Origin of the sequence: Marinovum sp. PR37, assembly GCF_028807375.1 — a bacterium.
GTDB lineage: Bacteria > Pseudomonadota > Alphaproteobacteria > Rhodobacterales > Rhodobacteraceae > Marinovum > Marinovum algicola.
Genome location: NZ_JARAML010000011.1, coordinates 1 through 16,758, shown reverse-complemented (window position 1 = coordinate 16,758; position 16,758 = coordinate 1). Strand labels below are relative to the sequence as shown.

At 68.1% G+C, this 16,758-nt stretch carries 17 protein-coding genes; 10 read left to right on the top strand and 7 right to left on the bottom strand.

Features of this window, described 5'->3' with window-relative positions; translation table 11 throughout:
• Positions 1-34: 34 nt before the first annotated feature.
• From rsmI to PVW49_RS11035, 4 genes are all read left to right on the top strand, one after another.
• Positions 35-910 carry a 16S rRNA (cytidine(1402)-2'-O)-methyltransferase gene (gene rsmI, locus PVW49_RS11050; protein ID WP_274590584.1) on the top strand — a complete coding sequence of 292 codons (876 nt, stop codon included), beginning with the start codon at positions 35-37 and terminating at the stop codon, positions 908-910.
• A gap of 17 nt (positions 911-927) precedes the next feature.
• Positions 928-1,332 (top strand): YraN family protein, encoded by a 405-nt coding sequence (locus PVW49_RS11045; protein WP_074840047.1) that lies wholly within the window; start codon positions 928-930, stop codon positions 1,330-1,332.
• A gap of 70 nt (positions 1,333-1,402) precedes the next feature.
• Complete coding sequence (gshB, locus tag PVW49_RS11040; RefSeq protein WP_048533038.1) at positions 1,403-2,338, top strand: glutathione synthase; 936 nt, start codon at positions 1,403-1,405, stop codon at positions 2,336-2,338.
• 5 nt (positions 2,339-2,343) lie between these two features.
• The gene (locus PVW49_RS11035; protein ID WP_274590552.1) at positions 2,344-3,234 is read left to right on the top strand and encodes an alpha/beta hydrolase; all 891 of its coding nucleotides are present in this window, start codon (positions 2,344-2,346) and stop codon (positions 3,232-3,234) included.
• On the opposite strand, the gene PVW49_RS11030 is transcribed toward PVW49_RS11035, so the two are convergent.
• Positions 3,200-4,714, bottom strand: a complete 1,515-nt coding sequence (locus PVW49_RS11030) for a YifB family Mg chelatase-like AAA ATPase (RefSeq protein ID WP_274590551.1) — start codon at positions 4,712-4,714, stop codon at positions 3,200-3,202. The two genes, PVW49_RS11035 and PVW49_RS11030, sit on opposite strands and share 35 nt — an antisense overlap.
• A 79-nt stretch (positions 4,715-4,793) precedes the next feature.
• Positions 4,794-5,666 (bottom strand): glutathione S-transferase, encoded by an 873-nt coding sequence (locus PVW49_RS11025; protein WP_274590550.1) that lies wholly within the window; start codon positions 5,664-5,666, stop codon positions 4,794-4,796.
• Between the two features lie 198 nt (positions 5,667-5,864).
• Here PVW49_RS11025 and PVW49_RS11020 point away from each other — a divergent pair, with 198 nt between their 5' ends.
• The 6 genes from PVW49_RS11020 to PVW49_RS10995 all read left to right on the top strand — a co-directional run bounded on the left by PVW49_RS11020 (position 5,865) and on the right by PVW49_RS10995 (position 12,350).
• Positions 5,865-6,743, top strand: a complete 879-nt coding sequence (locus PVW49_RS11020; RefSeq protein WP_048533982.1) for an RNA polymerase factor sigma-32 — start codon at positions 5,865-5,867, stop codon at positions 6,741-6,743.
• A complete protein-coding gene (locus PVW49_RS11015; RefSeq protein ID WP_274590549.1) occupies positions 6,740-7,513 on the top strand; it encodes a ChaN family lipoprotein in 774 nt (257 codons plus the stop codon). Before PVW49_RS11020 ends, PVW49_RS11015 begins: the two co-directional genes overlap by 4 nt.
• Positions 7,514-7,584: 71 nt before the next feature.
• Positions 7,585-8,778: a bifunctional phosphopantothenoylcysteine decarboxylase/phosphopantothenate--cysteine ligase CoaBC gene (gene coaBC / locus PVW49_RS11010; protein ID WP_274590548.1), complete on the top strand. Its 1,194-nt coding sequence runs from the start codon at positions 7,585-7,587 to the stop codon at positions 8,776-8,778.
• Positions 8,779-8,839: 61 nt separating this feature from the next.
• Positions 8,840-9,277 carry a dUTP diphosphatase gene (gene dut, locus PVW49_RS11005; RefSeq protein WP_048533032.1) on the top strand — a complete coding sequence of 146 codons (438 nt, stop codon included), beginning with the start codon at positions 8,840-8,842 and terminating at the stop codon, positions 9,275-9,277.
• On the top strand, positions 9,277-10,341 hold the full coding sequence (locus PVW49_RS11000; protein WP_048533031.1) for a HesA/MoeB/ThiF family protein: 1,065 nt from the start codon (positions 9,277-9,279) through the stop codon (positions 10,339-10,341). The genes dut and PVW49_RS11000 overlap by 1 nt, the downstream gene beginning before the upstream one ends.
• Positions 10,338-12,350, top strand: a complete 2,013-nt coding sequence (locus PVW49_RS10995) for a M3 family metallopeptidase (RefSeq protein WP_274590547.1) — start codon at positions 10,338-10,340, stop codon at positions 12,348-12,350. Before PVW49_RS11000 ends, PVW49_RS10995 begins: the two co-directional genes overlap by 4 nt.
• 10 nt (positions 12,351-12,360) lie before the next feature.
• On the opposite strand, the gene PVW49_RS10990 is transcribed toward PVW49_RS10995, so the two are convergent.
• The 5 genes from PVW49_RS10990 to msrB all read right to left on the bottom strand — a co-directional run bounded on the left by PVW49_RS10990 (position 12,361) and on the right by msrB (position 16,515).
• The gene (locus PVW49_RS10990; RefSeq protein ID WP_274566251.1) at positions 12,361-13,338 is read right to left on the bottom strand and encodes a TraB/GumN family protein; all 978 of its coding nucleotides are present in this window, start codon (positions 13,336-13,338) and stop codon (positions 12,361-12,363) included.
• A gap of 21 nt (positions 13,339-13,359) precedes the next feature.
• Positions 13,360-13,803, bottom strand: coding sequence for a hypothetical protein (locus PVW49_RS10985; RefSeq protein ID WP_048533027.1), 444 nt, complete (start codon positions 13,801-13,803; stop codon positions 13,360-13,362).
• 26 nt (positions 13,804-13,829) lie between these two features.
• Positions 13,830-15,311, bottom strand: coding sequence for a protein adenylyltransferase SelO (locus tag PVW49_RS10980; protein WP_274590546.1), 1,482 nt, complete (start codon positions 15,309-15,311; stop codon positions 13,830-13,832).
• A 242-nt stretch (positions 15,312-15,553) separates the two neighbouring features.
• Entirely contained in the window at positions 15,554-16,069 is a 516-nt protein-coding gene (gene msrA / locus PVW49_RS10975) for a peptide-methionine (S)-S-oxide reductase MsrA (RefSeq protein ID WP_048533025.1), read from the bottom strand.
• A complete protein-coding gene (gene msrB / locus PVW49_RS10970) occupies positions 16,066-16,515 on the bottom strand; it encodes a peptide-methionine (R)-S-oxide reductase MsrB (protein WP_274590545.1) in 450 nt (149 codons plus the stop codon). Before msrB ends, msrA begins: the two co-directional genes overlap by 4 nt.
• Positions 16,516-16,758 lie beyond the last annotated feature (243 nt).

Sequence of the window (16,758 nt, the reverse complement as noted above, 5' to 3'; positions counted from 1 at the left end):
ATAAACACAGAGCGAGGCGGGTCCAGTGGCGAATGTGACAGAGGGGCGGAACTGGCAGAGAGACGCCCGCAAACTGCCGGGCGGGCTCTATTTCGTGGCGGTGCCGATCGGCAACGCCCGCGACATTACCCTGCGCGCGTTGGATGTGCTGGCCGGGGCCGATGTGCTGGCGGCCGAGGACACCCGCGCCTTACGCCGGCTCATGGAGCTGCACGGGGTGGCGCTGAACGGACGCCAGATCCGCGCCTATCACGAGCACAACGGCGAAAAGATACGCCCCGGGTTGCTTGCGGCGCTCTCCGAGGGGCAATCGGTGGCCTATGCCTCCGAGGCCGGAACGCCGCTGATTTCCGATCCGGGATTCGACCTGGCGCGGGCCGCCAGCGAGGCCGGCGCGGCGGTGACGGCGGCACCGGGCGCCTCGGCGGTGCTGGCGGCGCTCAATGTCGCCGGATTGCCCACCGACCGGTTCTTTTTTGCCGGTTTCCTGCCCTCGTCCGGTGCGGCCCGGCGCAAGGCGCTGGAAGAGCTTTCGAGCGTGGCGGCAACGCTTGTGTTCTACGAATCACCGCGCCGGGTGGCGGCGATGCTGGCCGATGCCCGCGATGCGCTTGGTGCCGACCGCCCGGCGGCGGCTTGTCGGGAATTGACCAAGAAATTCGAAGAGGTGCAGCGCGCGCCGCTGGGCGCGCTGGCGGATCGCCTGGCCGAAACCGAGCCGCGCGGCGAATTTGTCGTGGTGATCGGCCGGGGCGCGGCCCCGGCAGAGAGCGCGGAAGACATCGAAACCGCGCTGCGTCAGGCACTGGAAACCATGTCGGTGCGCGACGCGGCGGATGTGGTGGCCAAGGGATACGGGCAAAAGAAACGGATTGTTTATCAGATGGCCCTAGGCTTGGCGAAGGATTGACGCCGGAGGGGCCGGCAATGCCACCGGAACTCGAAAATGACGACATCGGCGCCGCGCGCGCCCGGCGCGGAGAGCGCAATCACCGCGCGGGGACCTGCGCCGAAGAGGCCGTCGCGCGGCGCTATCTTGCGGCGGGCTATACCGCCGTCGCCCGCCGCTGGCGCGGCAAGGGCGGTGAGATCGATCTGGTGTTTGGCGATGGCGCCGGCGGTTTCGTCTTTGTCGAGGTCAAGACCGCCCGCGATCTCGACGGCGCGCTGGCCCGCATTTCCCCGCGACAGGTGGCGCGCATCCACGCCGCCGCGGCGGAATTTCTGGCCGATTGCCCGGCCGGGCTCGACAGCGCGGCGCGCTTTGACGCGGCGCTGATGGACGGCCAGGGCCGGATCGAGATCATGGAGGGTGCGCTGCTGGGCTACTGATGGGGGCTGCGGCATTGAACCCGCCCCGGCCTTGGGCCATGTAAGGGGCGGACATCAGCAGGAACAGCCCATGAAAATCGCCTTTCAGATGGACCCGATCGGGGCCGTGGACATCAATGCCGACAGCACCTTCCGGCTTGCCGAAGAGGCGCAGGCGCGGGGACATGAGCTGTTCTTCTACCTGCCGGACCAGCTGGCCTATCAGGAGGGCCGGATTACCGCCCGGGGCCATGATCTCACGGTGCGGCGGGTGCAGGGCGACCATGCCGATCTTGGCCCGCTGCGCGAGGTCGATCTGGCCGAGTTCGACGTGGTTTGGCTGCGTCAGGATCCGCCGTTCGACATGCATTATATCACCTCGACCCATCTGCTCGACCGGTTGAAGGGCAAGACGCTGGTGGTGAACGATCCTTTCTGGGTGCGCAACTACCCCGAAAAGCTGCTGGTGCTCGACTTCCCCGAGCTGACCCCGCCCACCGCCATCGCCCGCGATCTGCAAACCCTGCGCGAGTTCCGCGACCGGCATGGCGACATCATCCTCAAGCCGCTTTACGGCAATGGCGGCGCCGGCGTGTTCAAGCTTGCCCAGGCCGACGGCAACCTGGCCTCGCTGCACGAGCTTTTTGCCAGTTTCTCGCGCGAGCCGCTGATTGTGCAGAAATATCTACCCGACGTGACCAAGGGCGACAAGCGGGTGATCCTGGTCGACGGCAGGCCGGTCGGGGCGATCAACCGGGTGCCGGCCAAGGGCGAGACCCGGTCGAACATGCATGTGGGCGGCCGCCCGGAAAAGATCGGGCTGAGCGCCCGCGATCAGGAGATCTGCGAGAAGATCGGGCCGCTGCTGCGTGACAAGGGGCAGGTCTTTGTCGGCATCGACGTGATCGGCGACTACCTGACCGAGATCAACGTCACCTCGCCCACCGGCATTCAGGAGCTCGAGCGCTTCGACGGGATCAACGTCGCCGAGAAGATCTGGCAGGCGATCGAGGCCAAGCTGGCGTGAGCCTGATGCGCCGACTCCTCAACCCCTGGCTGCGGGTGACGGAGCGGCGGCGCCTGGCACGGGCCACCGACCCCGAGACCCTGCGCCGGGCCTTCGAGGTCAATGCGCGGCTGTTTTTCTGGCCGCCGCGCGGTGCGGCCTTTGACGCGGCCGAGATCGCCGGATGCCCGGCCACCTGGGTCGACCGGGGCCGACCCGGGCCGCTGCTGCTCTATTTTCACGGCGGCGGCTATGTCTTTGGCGCGCCGCGCACCCACCGTGCCATGCTGGCGCATCTGACGCGGCGCACCGACAGCCCGGCGCTGCTGCCGGGCTATCGAAAGGCACCGGAACATGCCTTTCCCGCCGCTTTTGACGATGCGCTGGCCAGCTACCGGGCGGTGATGGATCATCCCGGTGGCGTGGTGCTTGGCGGTGACAGCGCCGGCGGCGGGCTCGCCCTGGCGGTGCTGGCCGGAATATTGGCGCAGGGCCTGCGCAAGCCACTGGGGGTGTTTGCCTTTTCGCCCCTGACCGACATGACCTACTCCGGCAACAGCATCGTCGGAAATGCCGGCAGCGACGTGATCCTGCCGGCCGAACGCTGTCATGAGATCGCCGAGATGTACCTTCAGGGCGCCGATCCCGCAGACCCGCGCGCCTCCCCGCTGTTTGCAGAATTCACCGGCGCGCCGCCGGTCTGGCTGACCGCCGCCGACCGCGAGATCCTGCTCGACGACACCCGCCGGATGACGGCGGCGCTGCGCGCGCAGGGCGTCGAAGTCTCCGAGACGATCACCCGGGATCTGCCGCATGTCTGGCCGATCCTGCACAGCTTGCTGCCCGAAGGCCGGGCCACGCTGGGCGATCTGGCGCAGTGGATCAGACGTCTTTCGCCCCGAGAAGCCGGTAGCTGAGCGCCTCGGCGATATGTGGCCGGCGCAGGTCGTCGGCGCCGCCGAGATCGGCAATCGTCCGCGCCACCCGCAGCACCCGGTGATAGCCCCGTGCCGAGAGGCCGAAACGCTCTGCGGCCGTCAACAACAGCGCCCGGCCCTCGGTGTCGGGCGTGGCAAAGGCCTCGAGCGCCTTGCCCTGGATGTCGGCATTGACGCGGGTGTCCTCGAGCGCGGCATATCGCGCCGATTGCACCGCGCGGGCGGTGGCGACGCGGGCGGCGACCTCGGCCGAGCTGTCGCCGCCCTCGGGCAGGTCGAGATCGGCGAAGGACACCGGCGGCACGTCGACGCGTAGGTCGAACCGGTCCATCAGCGGGCCGGAAATGCGGCCCATGTACTCTTCGCCACACTGCGGCGCCCGGGCGCAGGCGCGTGCCGGATCGGGCAGATAACCGCATTTGCAGGGGTTGGCGGCGGCCACCAGCATGAAGCGGCAGGGGTATTTCACATGGGCATTGGCGCGGGCCACCATGACCTCGCCGGTCTCGATCGGCTGGCGCAGGGTTTCAAGCACCATGCGGGGAAATTCGGGAAACTCGTCCATGAAGAGCACGCCATTGTGGGCCAGGCTGATCTCGCCCGGTTTGGCGCCGCGGCCGCCGCCGACGATGGCGGCCATCGAGGCGGTGTGATGCGGCTCGCGAAAGGGGCGGGCGCGGGAAATGCCGCCCTCGTCGAGCAGCCCGGCGAGAGAATGGATCATCGAGGTCTCGAGCGCCTCGGCGGCGGAGAGATCGGGCAGGATGGTGGGCAGGCGCGCGGCCAGCATCGACTTGCCAGAGCCGGGCGTGCCGACCATCAGCAGGTGATGGCGACCGGCGGCGGCGATTTCCAGCGCCCGTTTGGCCCGTTCCTGGCCGCGCACGTCGCGCAGATCACGGCCCTCCGGGACGGCATGGACTTCGCCGGGTTCGGCCGGGGGCAGGGGCGACTGGCCGGTGAAATGGCGCACCACGTCTGCCAGCGTGGCGGCACCGATCACCTGGGTCGCGCCGACCCAGGCGGCCTCTGGCCCCGAGGCGCGCGGGCAGAGCAGGGCGCGGTCATCCTCGGCGGCGGCCATGGCGGCGGGCAGGGCGCCGATCACCGGCACCAGCCCGCCATCGAGCGACAGCTCGCCCAGGGCCACGATCCCGGCAACGGCGTCCTCGGGGATGATCTCGAGCGCCGCCAGAAGCCCCAATGCGATCGGCAGGTCGAAATGCGAGCCTTCCTTGGGCAGGTCGGCGGGCGAGAGGTTGACGGTGATTCGCTTGGACGGCAGGGCGATCGACATCGACGACAACGCCGTGCGCACCCTGTCGCGGGCCTCCGACACCGCCTTGTCAGGCAAGCCGACGATGGAAAAGGCGGGCAGCCCCGGGGTGACGGCGCATTGCACCTCGACCGGGCGCGCCGTCACGCCTTCGAATGCCACCGTATAGGCGCGCGCAACCATGCCACCTCCTCAACCTTTCACGCCTTGACCAAGGTGCCGCGCGAAGGGTTGAGGAAGGGTTAACAGGGGCGAGAGAAGGTTACCGCGCGGCCGCGACCAAGGCGGCAAAGGCGGGCCAGGCGGTGGGGTCGGCCAAGGTCTTGTCGCGGCAGAAGGCGTTGCAAAACCCCCAGGTCCGGCCGCGAAATCCCAGGAAATGCGCCACCGGCGCGCCGGAATAGGGGCAGATGTCATTGACCGAAGGCCCGCTGTCCACCGCCTGCGCTGCCTCTGGCGCGGGTCCGGGCCATTGGGTGGTGGCATGTTCCTGGGCATAGCGCGCGAGGGTCTCGCCCCGGACCAGCCCCATGGCGCGAAAGCGGCGGAAGGCCGGATCGGACAGGTGGCGCGCGACATACCGGGCGGCGGTTTCGCCCACCGGCAGACCGTAGCCGGCGATGCGTGCGGCGACCGGTGCGAAAAACGCGTCGGCCGCGCAATATTCGCCACAGAGCCAGGGGCCGCCGGATTGGGCGAGGGCAAAGCTCCAGATCTCCTCGATGCGGGCGAGATCGGCGGCCAGCGGTGCCGGCACCGGCACGCCGGCATAGGCCAGCCGCAGGTTCATCGGGCAGAGCGTCCGCAAAGTGGCAAAGCCCGCATGCATTTCGGCGGCGAGGGATCGGGCGGTGGCCCGCCGCACCGGATCCGTGGGCCAGAGCCCGGCCTCGGGATGGCGGCAGGCCAGCTCTTCTGCGAGCGCCAGAGAATCCCAGGCCAGCCCGCCGCCCGACAGCTCGGCACAGGGCACAGTGCGGGCCGGCGGCAGGGCCAGCTGGGCGGCCACACTCTCTGCTCGGTTGAAGTCGACCACCGCGATCCGGCAGGGAATGTCGAAGCGGTGATAGAGCAGCCAGCCGCGCAGCGACCAGCTGGAATAGGCGTAATCGCCGATATGAAGCGTATCTGTCATCAGAGCAGGTTAGAAACGCGGATTTTTCTTGTCCAACAAAGTTTTGTTCGCATCCGCATCAGCATTGGTGACGCCATGCGGCTAGGGCCGCACGGCTGAAAATCGAATGTTTTTTCAAGTATTTTTGGTCCGCACCGGAACCGGACCCGTACCTTTGGTGTTTGAAACCAGACATCTACGGAATTGTGGGGAATGGAAATGGCACTCGACGCACTGGATGACAGAACACTGTCCCGCGCCGCCATGAAAGCCGAATTGCTGGACGCGGACACCGAACGCAGGCTCGCCTATGCATGGCGGGACGAGCGAGACGAGGTTGCGCTGCACCGGCTGATCACGGCCTACATGCGGCTGGCGATTTCCATGGCCTCGAAGTTCCGGCGCTACGGCGCACCGATGAACGATCTGATTCAGGAAGCGGGACTTGGGCTGATGAAAGCGGCCGACAAGTTCGACCCCGACCGCGGGGTACGCTTTTCGACCTATGCGGTCTGGTGGATCAAGGCTTCGATCCAGGATTACGTGATGCGCAACTGGTCGATGGTGCGCACCGGCTCCACCTCGTCGCAGAAGTCGCTGTTTTTCAACCTGCGCCGGGTCCAGGCCCGGATCGAACGCGAAGCGGCGGCCGAGGGCGGCGAGTTGGATCGCAACCAGATGCGTCACAAGATCGCCTCCGAGATCGGCGTGCCGCTGGCGGATGTCGAGATGATGGAAGGCCGGCTGTCGGGCTCGGATTTCTCGCTCAACGCCACCCAGTCCACCGAGGACGAGGGCCGCGAATGGATCGACACCATCGAGGACGAAGGCCCGCAGGCCGCCGAGCAGGTCGAGCTTGAGCATGATATGGAGCAGCTGCGCAACTGGCTGGTGGCCGCGATGGGCGATCTGAACCAGCGCGAGCGTTTCATCGTGCAGGAGCGCAAGCTCCGTGACAAGCCGCGCACGCTCGAGAGCCTCGGCAGCGAGCTGAGCCTGTCGAAAGAGCGGGTTCGCCAACTCGAGGCGGCGGCGTTTCAGAAAATGCGGAAATCGCTTGAAGGCCAGAGCAAGGAAGTTCACGACTTCCTCGCATGAGGATTCTGTTTTTCGTCTGGTTGATGAGTTTGACCCCGGTCGCCCTGGCGGCCGGGGCTTTTGATGTGCATGTCCTGGGCGAGGTGCACGACAATCCGACGCATCATGCCGAGCAGGCCCGACGGGTGGCCGAGATCGCCCCGGCGGCGCTGGTGTTCGAGATGCTGACCGAGGCACAGGCGGCTCGCGCCCTGCCGGAACTACGCGGCGATCCGACGGCCCTGGAAGAGGCGCTGGGCTGGGCCGAGAGCGGCTGGCCCGATTTCACGATGTATTACCCGGTGTTTGCGGCGGCGCCCGAGGCGCGGATCCTTGGCGCGGCGGTGCCCCGCGCGGCGGCGCGCGCGGCGATGCGTGACGGTCTGGCTGCCACCTTTGGCGATGAGGCCGGGCGGTACGGGCTGACAGAGGCGTTACCCCCGGCCGAGCAGGCGCAGCGCGAGACCCTGCAACAGGAGGCGCATTGCGGTGCGCTGCCCGACGAGATGCTGCCGGCGATGGTGGCGGTGCAGCGGCTGCGCGACGCGGCGCTGGCGCGGGCGGTGGTCCGGGCGCTGGCGGCGACCGGCGGGCCGGTGGCGGTGATTACCGGCAACGGCCATGCGCGCCGCGACTGGGGCCTGCCGCGCGTACTGGCGCGGGTGGCGCCCGAGGCACGGGTGCATGTGCTGTTGCAGGGCGAGGAGGACGTGGTGCCCGAGGGCGGCCATGACGAGGTGGTTTTTGCCCCGGCGGCGCCGCGCGAGGATCCCTGCGCGGCCTTCCGGTAGCGGGTTCTTCCGCCCTTGCGGGTCTCATTGCAAAGGCCGTAGGGTCGGCGCGATGTTTTTGGAGGCCGGGAATGTTGGCGGGCAAGCGGATACTTCTGATTATCGGCGGCGGAATCGCGGCTTACAAGGGCCTCGACCTGATCCGGCGGCTGCGCGAGCGCGGTGCGACGGTGACCCCGGTGATGACCCGCGCGGCCGAGCAATTCGTCACCCCGCTCAGCGTCTCGGCGCTGGCCGGAGAGGCGGTGCACCGCGATCTCTTCGACCTGACGAAAGAGGCCGAGATGGGCCATATCCAGCTCAGCCGGGTGGCCGATCTGGTGCTGGTGGTGCCGGCGACGGCGGACTTGATGGCCAAGATGGTCTCCGGGCTGGCCGGCGATCTGGCGACGACGCTGCTGATGGCGACCGATACGCCGGTGATGATCGCCCCGGCGATGAACGTGCGGATGTGGCAGCACCCGGCGACGCAGCGCAATCTTGCGGTGCTAAAAGCGGACGGCGTGACCGTGGTGGGCCCCGATGACGGCGACATGGCCTGTGGCGAATTCGGCCCCGGGCGGCTCTCGGAAGTGCCGGATATCCTGGCGGCGGTAGAACGGCATTTCGCGGCGGGGCCGCTGGCGGGCAAGCGGGTGCTGGTGACCTCGGGGCCGACGCATGAACCGATCGATCCGGTGCGCTATATCGCCAACCGGTCCTCCGGCGCGCAGGGCACGGCAATCGCCGAGGCGCTGTTGCGGCTGGGGGCGGAGGTGATCTTTGTCACCGGTCCGGCGGATGTGGCGCCGCCCGATGGTGTTGCGCTGCACCGGGTCGAGACCGCGCGGCAGATGCTGGACGCGGTGCAGGCGGCCTTGCCGGTGGATGCGGCGGTGTTCGCGGCGGCGGTGGCGGATTGGCGCGTCCGCGAGGCGTCGGACCGCAAGATCAAGAAACAGGCCGGCGCGCTGCCGGCGCTGCATTTCGACGAGAACCCGGACATCCTGGCCACGGTGGCGCAGATGGCGACCGGGCGGCCCGGGCTGGTGGTGGGCTTTGCCGCCGAGACAAATGACGTGGTGGAAAATGCCACGGCGAAACGGGCACGCAAGGGTTGCGACTGGATCGTCGCCAACGATGTGCGGCCCGAGACCGGGATCATGGGCGGGGCTGAGAATGCCGTCACGCTGATCACCTCCGAGGGCGCCGAGGCCTGGCCGCGCATGGGCAAGCGCGCGGTGGCGGAGCGACTGGCAGAACGGCTGGCGGCGGCGCTGGGCTGAGACGGCGGGATGGCGTATTTTTGAAAGAGAAGAAGGACAGGGCGTGGTTGCTTTGAACATCATGTGGGACCAAGGCGCGGATGTGTCGCTGGGGCTGCCGCGATATGAAACCGCGGGGGCGGCGGGGGCGGATCTCCGGGCGCATTTGCCGGAGCAGCGGCCCCTGGTGCTGGCGCCGGGCGCAAGGGCGCTGGTGCCCACCGGGCTGCGCCTGGCCGTGCCTTTGGGGTACGAGGTGCAGATCCGGCCGCGCTCCGGGCTGGCGTTGAAGCATGGCGTAACCCTGGCCAATGCGCCCGGCACGATCGACAGCGATTATCGCGGCCCGCTGGGGGTGATCCTGCTTAATGCCGGGCAGGCGGATTTCGAGGTCACCCACGGAATGCGGATCGCGCAGATGGTGCTGGCGCCGGTGGTGCAGGCCGATTTCGCGCTGGTCGAGACCCTGGACGAGACCGTGCGCGGGGCGGGGGGCTTTGGCTCTACCGGGGCCGGCTGATGCTGCTGGTTCTGGCGCTGGCGGCGGCGATCTGGGGCCTGGGCTGGGCGCTCGGTCTGCCCCGGGCGGCGCGCTGGCCGCTGATCGGGCTGCTGTTTGTCGCCGTGCTGGGCATCCAGTTCCTGTTTCCCCAGGGGCATGCGCTGCGGGCGGCCACCGGCGGCGAGCCGGCGCTCTGGCTCTTGCTGGCGGGCTTTGTCGCGGTCATCCTGGCCTATCGCCACCTGCTGGGACGGGTGCGGGCCCGGGCGCAGGGGCAGGAGGCGCCGCCTCCGCCGGCGGCGGCGCAGGAGGGGCCGATGGGCGAGGCGGAGCTGGAGCGTTATGCCCGCCACATCGTGCTGCGCGAGTTGGGCGGACCGGGCCAGCAGCGGCTGCGCCGGGCGCGGGTGCTGGTGATCGGCGCCGGCGGGCTGGGCGCCCCGGCGCTGCAATATCTGGCGGCGGCCGGGGTCGGCACGCTCGGGGTGATCGACGACGACGTGGTCGAGAATGCCAACCTGCAACGCCAGGTGATCCACCGTGACGGCGATATCGGCACGCCCAAGGTGTTCAGCGCCCGGGCCGCGATGATGGCGCAAAATCCCTATGCCCGGGTGCTGCCCTATCACCGGCGGCTGACCGAAGAGGTGGCCGATGACCTGTTCGCCGAATTCGACCTAGTGCTCGACGGCACCGACAATTTCGACACCCGCTACCTGGCCAACCGGGCGGCGGTGCGGGCCGGCATCCCGCTGATCTCGGGCGCGCTGTCGCAATGGGAGGGCCAGCTTTCGGTGTTCGATCCGGCGCGCGGCACCCCCTGTTACCAATGCCTCTTTCCCGAGCCGCCCGCCCCCGGCCTTGCGCCCTCCTGTGCCGAGGCCGGGGTTCTGGGGCCGTTGCCCGGCGTGGTCGGCGCGATGATGGCGGTCGAGGCGGTCAAGGTGCTGGCCGACGCCGGCGCGCCGCTTCGGGGCGAGATGCTGATTTATGATGCGCTGTGGTCCGAGACCCGCAAGATCGCCCTGAAACGGCGCGCGGAATGTCCGGTCTGTGGCGGAGCAAAAGGAACCACATCATGACAAATCCCCTGCTGGCCGAGTGGACGGGCCCCTTCGGCCTGCCGCCCTTCGACGCTATCAAGGACGCTGATTTCGGCCCCGCCCTGGAGGCTGCGCTGGCCGAGGATCTGGCCGAGGTCGCAGGAGTTGCAGATGCCGCCGAGCCGCCGACCTTCGCCAATACCATCGAGGGGCTGATACGCTGTGGCGCGACGCTCGACCGGGTGACCGGGGTGTTCTTCAACCTTGCCGGCAGCGACAGCACGCCCGCGCGCGAGGCGCTGATGCGGGAGTATTCGCCGAAACTGGCCGCCCATGCGGCGGCGATCTATGGCAACCGGCCGCTGTTCGACCGCATCCGCAGCCTCTGGGAGCGCCGCGAGACGCTTGGGCTGAACGACGAGCAGGCGCGCGTGCTGATGCTGGTGCACCGCAATTTCATCCGCGCCGGGGCCGCGCTGGAGGGCGACGACGCGGCGCGGATGACCGCGATCAAGCAGCGGCTGGCGGTGCTGGGCACCAGCTTTACCCAGAACCTGCTGGCGGATGAGCGCGACTGGTCGATGCCGCTGTCCGAGGCCGATCTGGAGGGTTTGCCGGGCTTTGTCGTGGCTGCGGCCCGCGCGGCCGGAGAGGAGCGCGGCGCCGCCGGCCCGGTGCTCACCCTGTCGCGTTCGCTGATCGTGCCGTTCCTGCAATTCTCGCCGCGGCGTGACCTGCGCGAGCGGGCCTACAAGGCCTGGGTGGCGCGCGGCGCCGGTGGCGGGGCGACCGACAACCGCGAGATTGCCGCCGAGATCCTCGGGCTGCGGCAGGAGCGGGCGGCACTTCTGGGCTACGCCGATTTCGCCAGCTACAAGCTCGAAACCGAGATGGCCGGCACGCCTGCGAAGGTGCGCGCGCTGCTCTCGGCGGTCTGGGCGCCGGCCCGGGCCCAGGCGGAGGCCGATGCGCAGCTGCTCGAAGAGCGGATGCACGCCGATGGGGTCAACGCTGCGTTGGCACCCTGGGACTGGCGCTACTACGCCGGGAAACGGCGCAAGGCCGAACATGATCTCGACGACGCGGCGCTCAAGCCCTATCTGCAACTGGACCGGATGATCGAGGCCGCTTTCGATTGTGCCAACCGGTTGTTCGGGCTGGAGTTCCGGGCGCTCGATCTGCCGCTCTATCACCCCGACGCCCGGGCTTGGGAGGTGACGCGGGGTGGTGCGCATGTGGCGGTGTTCATCGGCGATTACTTTGCCCGTGGCTCCAAGCGTTCGGGCGCCTGGTGTTCGGCGATGCGGATGCAGGGCAAGTTCCCGAAGGTGCAGCACCCGGTGGTCGTCAACGTCTGCAACTTTGCCAAGGGCACCCCGGCACTGCTGTCTTATGACGATGCGCGGACGCTGTTCCACGAGTTCGGCCATGCGCTGCACCAGATGCTGTCGGATGTCACCTACGACATGGTTGCCGGCACCTCGGTGGCGCGCGATTTCGTCGAACTGCCAAGCCAGCTCTTCGAGCATTGGCTCGAGGTGCCCGAGGTGCTGCGCCGTTTTGCCACCCATGTCGAGACCGGGGACGCCATGCCGCAGGAAATGCTCGACAAGGTGCTCAAGGCCGCAAACTTCGATCAGGGGTTCCAGACGGTGGAATATGTCGCCTCGGCCCTGGTCGATCTGGCCTTTCACGAAGGCGCGGCGCCGGCCGATCCGATGGCGAAACAGGCCGAGGTGCTGGCGGCGCTCGAGATGCCCGCCGCCATCGGCATGCGCCACGCCACGCCGCATTTCGCCCATGTCTTTGCCGGCGACGGCTATTCCAGCGGCTATTACAGCTACATGTGGTCCGAGGTGATGGACGCCGACGCCTTTGCCGCCTTCGAAGAAGCCGGCGGCGCCTTTGATCCCGAAATGGCGCGGAAACTGGAAAAACACATCCTCTCGGCCGGCGGTTCGCAGGAGGCCGAGGCTCTCTATCTCGCCTTCCGTGGTCGCATGCCGGGTGTCGAGGCGTTGCTCAAGGGGCGCGGCCTGGCCAGCTGATCCCCGGCCCTCAGAATTCCAGACGTTCGAGGCTGTAGCCCCGGCGCTGCAACTGGTTGAGCAGCCCGCTCTCGCCCATCAGATGCGCCGCGCCCACCGCCACCATCAGGCGGTCTTCCGGCGCCGCTTCGATCACCTCGATCCAGGCCAGGTTGCGGTCGGTCAGTAGCTTGTTCTCCATCTCGTCGAGCATCGCCTCGGTCTGCGCCTCCGGCAGATCGAGATGGGCAAAGGTCATCATCCGCGACACTTGCCAGTTGTCGGAATGCGCCTCGTCGAAATAGCCGTTGGCCGTGGTCACCAGCAGATCGGCGCCGGTGGCCTCGGGAAAGACGCCAAGCCGCAGCATGTCGAGCTGTTCTTCCAGCGGCTCTTCGTTGAACACCCGGAAGACCGTATCATAGGCCTCGATCGAGCTGCGCGGCACCCCGGCCTCGGTGGCGACCGCTTCGATCTGCGCATCGAGCCCGCCACCGTCCTTCATCAGATCCATCGCGCAGCCCGGCAGCGCCAGCACCAGCGACAGATACCAGGGCTGCATCTTGGCCGCCATCACCGGCGGGATGCCGCGGCTGCGGGCGGCTTCGGCCAGCGCCTGCCAGTCGTCTTCCGCAAGCAGTTCGGGCAGTGAGGTCTCCTGCAACAGCAACAGCGAGGTATCGGCTGCCAGATTGCGCTCCAGCGCCTTGCGGTCTTCGGCGTTGGCCTCGAGAAACAGGCGCTCGGCGCGTTCGATATCGGGTGTCAGCCGGTCCATCACCGGGTCGAGCCGCGGGTCGGGGATGTGGATCGTGCCGACCAGATCGATCACCCGGTCGCCGCGACTTGCGCGCCAGCGGTTGCCCTCGGGAAAAGGCGTCTGTTCCGCCGCCTGCGTCAGCGCCGCCTGTTGTGCCGGCGAGAGGCCGGCGCGCAGGTCGGTGCCTTCGCAACCGGCCCAGAGGGCCTGCGGCAAGAGCGCGATCAGGGCAGAGATGAGCAAGCGCAAACCGGATACTCCTGGTCGGGGTCAGTAGACGGCGGTGATCTGGTGGCGGGTGTCGTTGAATTCGAAACTGTCGCCGGCGCCCAGGCCCTGCATGGCGCGAAAGATCGGCGCGGCGGGGGAAATGCCCATCACCTTGCGGCCATCGAGATCAAACTCGGGTGTCGCCACGCAGACCACCAGCATGCGGCCATCGAGCTCGACGGCGGCACCGGCGGTGACCTCGTCCTTGGCGCCGAAATCGATCTCGTTCAGCCGGCGCAGCCGCGCCTCGTCGTCATGCATTGCCTCGTCCCAGGCGGCAGCCAGCTCGCCGTTCGATTCCGCCCGGCTCTGCTGATCGTGATCCAGCGGCTCGTCACCGGTGACACGGGCCTCGGCGACGAGGGTTTCGTATTTCTCGCGCGCGGCTTCGTAATCGGCGCGGGTGAGTTCGAGAAGGCGGGTCTTGAGCACGGATTTGTCCATGGTGTCTCCGTTCTTTCATCGGGGTGTCAGGTGCCGCAAAAGGTCTTGTAGGGGCCGAAATCCCGAGGCGCCGGGCGGGCGTAATCCTCGAGCCCGGCGCGCTCCTGGTACGGCGCGCGCAACACCTCGAGCAGCCGGGTGATCGGCCCCATGTCGCCCTCGGTCTCGGCCGCGGTCAGCGCCTCTTCGACCTTGTGATTGCGCGGGATATAGACCGGATTGACCGCCGCCATCGCCGCGCGGCGATCCGCCGGATCGCGGCCCTCGCGCGCCAGCCGTTCGCGCCAGTGCGGCAGCCATTCGCGGATCGCCGAGGCGTCGTCGAAAAGATCGGTCACCACCGTCTCATCGCCTGCGATGGCGTCGGGCAGGTGGCGGAAAAACAGCGTATGGTCCACGGATTGCCCCGACATCGCGGCATAAAGCGCGTTGACGAAGCCGATGTCGCTGTCGTCGCCCTCGGTCAGCCCGATCTTGGCACGCGCGCCATCGAGCCACTGTGCGGAGTAGATCTCGGGAAACTCCTCGAGTTCTTCTGTGGCCAGCCGCACCGCCTCTTCCTGATCTTCGTGCAGCAGCGGCACCAGCGTCTCGGCCAGCCGCGCCAGGTTCCACTGCGCGATGACCGGCTGGTTGCCATAGGCATAGCGCCCGCCATGGTCGATCGAGGAGAACACCGCCTTGGCATCGAAAGTATCGATAAAGGCGCAGGGGCCGTAATCGATGGTCTCGCCCGAGATTGTCATGTTGTCGGTGTTCATCACCCCGTGAACAAAGCCCACATGCATCCACTGCGCGATCAGCGCCGCCTGGCGCCGGATCACCGCGCGCAGAAAGCCGAGATAGCGGTCGTCCGTGCCGGCCAGCGCGGGATCGTGGCGGGCGATGGCGTACTCGGCCAGCTGGCGCACCCGGTCACGTTCGCCCCGGGCGGCAAAGAACTGAAAGGTGCCGACGCGCAGGTGTGAGGCGGCCACCCGGGCCAGCACCGCGCCGGGCTTGGCACTTTCCCGCCAGACCGTCTCGCCGGTGGTCACCGCCGAGAGCGCGCGGGTGGTGGGGATGCCCAGCGCATGCATCGCCTCGCCGATGACGAATTCGCGCAGCACTGGACCGAGCACCGCCTTGCCATCGCCGCCGCGCGAAAACGGCGTGCGGCCGGACCCCTTGAGATGCAGGTCGCGGCGATTGCCGTCGCGGTCGATCACCTCGCCCAGAAGGATCGCCCGCCCATCGCCGAGCCGCGGCGAGAAGCCACCGAACTGGTGCCCGGCATAGGCCTGCGCCAGCGTCTCGGCGCCGTCGGGGGCGCGGGCGCCGGCGAGGATCGCCGCGCCTTCGTCGCTGTCGAGCGCATCGGCGTCGAGGTTCAGCGCCTCGGCCAGCTCGGCATTCAGCAACACGATGCGCGGTTCCGGCACCTTGTCGCCCTCCCAGGGGACATAGAAGCCGTCAAGCTCGCGCGCGTAGCTGTTGTCGAAGGTGAAATCCGGCGTGTGATGTGTCATATCTGTAAGGTGTGTCGGTTGCGGCGGATTTCCAAGGGGCGATCGCGCTTTCCGCAGCGCGGCCGACAGCAATGCAGCCGCGGCGGCCCTGCGCGGGCGCGGTCGAGGTGCCGGGGCGCCGGCCGGGTCCGCAGGGCCGAGCTCGGGCCGCCTGTGGCGAGAGGCCCCGGGTCGCGCCCGGGGCGGGGGTGGACACCGACGCCTGTCCCGGGCGTGCCCCGGGACCTCGCCGTCAGACCGGCTTATTCCGCCGCAGAGCGCCGGGGCAGTACCCAGTGCTTGCGCGGGAAGTGGCAGGTATAGCCGCCGGGGAAGCGTTCGAGGTAATCCTGATGCTCCGGCTCGGCCTCCCAGAAATCGCCCACCGGCTCGACCTCGGTCACCACCTTGCCGGGCCAGATGCCCGAGGCGTCGACATCGGCAATGGTATCGAGCGCCACCTCTTTCTGCGCCTCGTCCACGTAGTAGATTGCCGACCGATAGCTCATCCCGCGGTCATTGCCCTGCTGGTTCAGGGTCGACGGGTCGTGAATCTGGAAAAAGAACTCCAGCAGCGCGCGAAAGGAAATCTGGTCGGGATCATAGCTGATCTCGATCCCTTCGGCATGGGTGCCGTGGTTGCGATAGGTGGCATTGGGCACGTCGCCGCCGGTATAGCCGACGCGGGTGGATGTCACCCCCGGCAGCTTGCGGATCAGATCCTGCATCCCCCAGAAGCAGCCGCCGGCCAGCACGGCGCGTTTCACTGTCTCACTCATTGGGTCACCTCCTCGACCTGATCGAGATATTTGCCATAGCCCTCGGCCTCCATGTCATCGCGGTGGATGAAACGCAGCGAGGCGGAGTTGATGCAGTAACGCAGCCCGCCCCGGTCGCGCGGACCATCGGGAAAGACATGACCGAGGTGGCTGTCGCCATGGGTCGAGCGGACCTCGGTGCGGATCATGCCATGCGTGGTATCGCGCAGCTCATTGACATGGGCAGGCTCGATCGGCTTGGTGAAGCTGGGCCAGCCGCAGCCGGAGTCGAACTTGTCGGTGGAGGCAAACAGCGGCTCGCCCGACACGATGTCGACGTAGATCCCCGGCTCCTTGCTGTCGTTGTACTTGCCGGTGAACGGCCGCTCGGTGCCATTCTCCTGCGTCACCCGGTATTCCTCGGGGCTGAGCGCGGCGATCGCGTCAGCGGATTTGTCATATGTCACGTCGGACCCCTCCAGTTTTCTCCGTTGCAGCGAATGTGGGGTGGCGGGGTCGGTTTGTCCAATATCTGTCACTGCCGTCACGGCGGCGTGAGCGGGGGCGGTATCGAGGCGGGCGGTCCCGGGGAAAACCGGGGCCGCGCCATTTGGGGCCGCGAGGCCCCGGGGCAGGCCCGGGGCGGGGTCAGGCGGCCTGGGCCCCGTCCGGCACCTTGGCGCCGGTCATGTAGGCGACGGCGTCGGACA

Coding starts and splice junctions, on each gene's coding strand:
- PVW49_RS11030 (WP_274590551.1), bottom strand. CDS start 4,714: ATGGTTGCGCGCGCCTATACGGTGGCATTCGAAGGCGTGACGGCGCGC.
- PVW49_RS11045 (WP_074840047.1), top strand. CDS start 928: ATGCCACCGGAACTCGAAAATGACGACATCGGCGCCGCGCGCGCCCGG.
- PVW49_RS11025 (WP_274590550.1), bottom strand. CDS start 5,666: ATGACAGATACGCTTCATATCGGCGATTACGCCTATTCCAGCTGGTCG.
- PVW49_RS10980 (WP_274590546.1), bottom strand. CDS start 15,311: ATGACACATCACACGCCGGATTTCACCTTCGACAACAGCTACGCGCGC.
- PVW49_RS11000 (WP_048533031.1), top strand. CDS start 9,277: ATGCTGCTGGTTCTGGCGCTGGCGGCGGCGATCTGGGGCCTGGGCTGG.
- PVW49_RS10995 (WP_274590547.1), top strand. CDS start 10,338: ATGACAAATCCCCTGCTGGCCGAGTGGACGGGCCCCTTCGGCCTGCCG.
- PVW49_RS11035 (WP_274590552.1), top strand. CDS start 2,344: ATGCGCCGACTCCTCAACCCCTGGCTGCGGGTGACGGAGCGGCGGCGC.
- coaBC (WP_274590548.1), top strand. CDS start 7,585: ATGTTGGCGGGCAAGCGGATACTTCTGATTATCGGCGGCGGAATCGCG.
- PVW49_RS10985 (WP_048533027.1), bottom strand. CDS start 13,803: ATGGACAAATCCGTGCTCAAGACCCGCCTTCTCGAACTCACCCGCGCC.
- PVW49_RS11020 (WP_048533982.1), top strand. CDS start 5,865: ATGGCACTCGACGCACTGGATGACAGAACACTGTCCCGCGCCGCCATG.
- PVW49_RS11015 (WP_274590549.1), top strand. CDS start 6,740: ATGAGGATTCTGTTTTTCGTCTGGTTGATGAGTTTGACCCCGGTCGCC.
- msrA (WP_048533025.1), bottom strand. CDS start 16,069: ATGAGTGAGACAGTGAAACGCGCCGTGCTGGCCGGCGGCTGCTTCTGG.
- gshB (WP_048533038.1), top strand. CDS start 1,403: ATGAAAATCGCCTTTCAGATGGACCCGATCGGGGCCGTGGACATCAAT.
- dut (WP_048533032.1), top strand. CDS start 8,840: ATGTGGGACCAAGGCGCGGATGTGTCGCTGGGGCTGCCGCGATATGAA.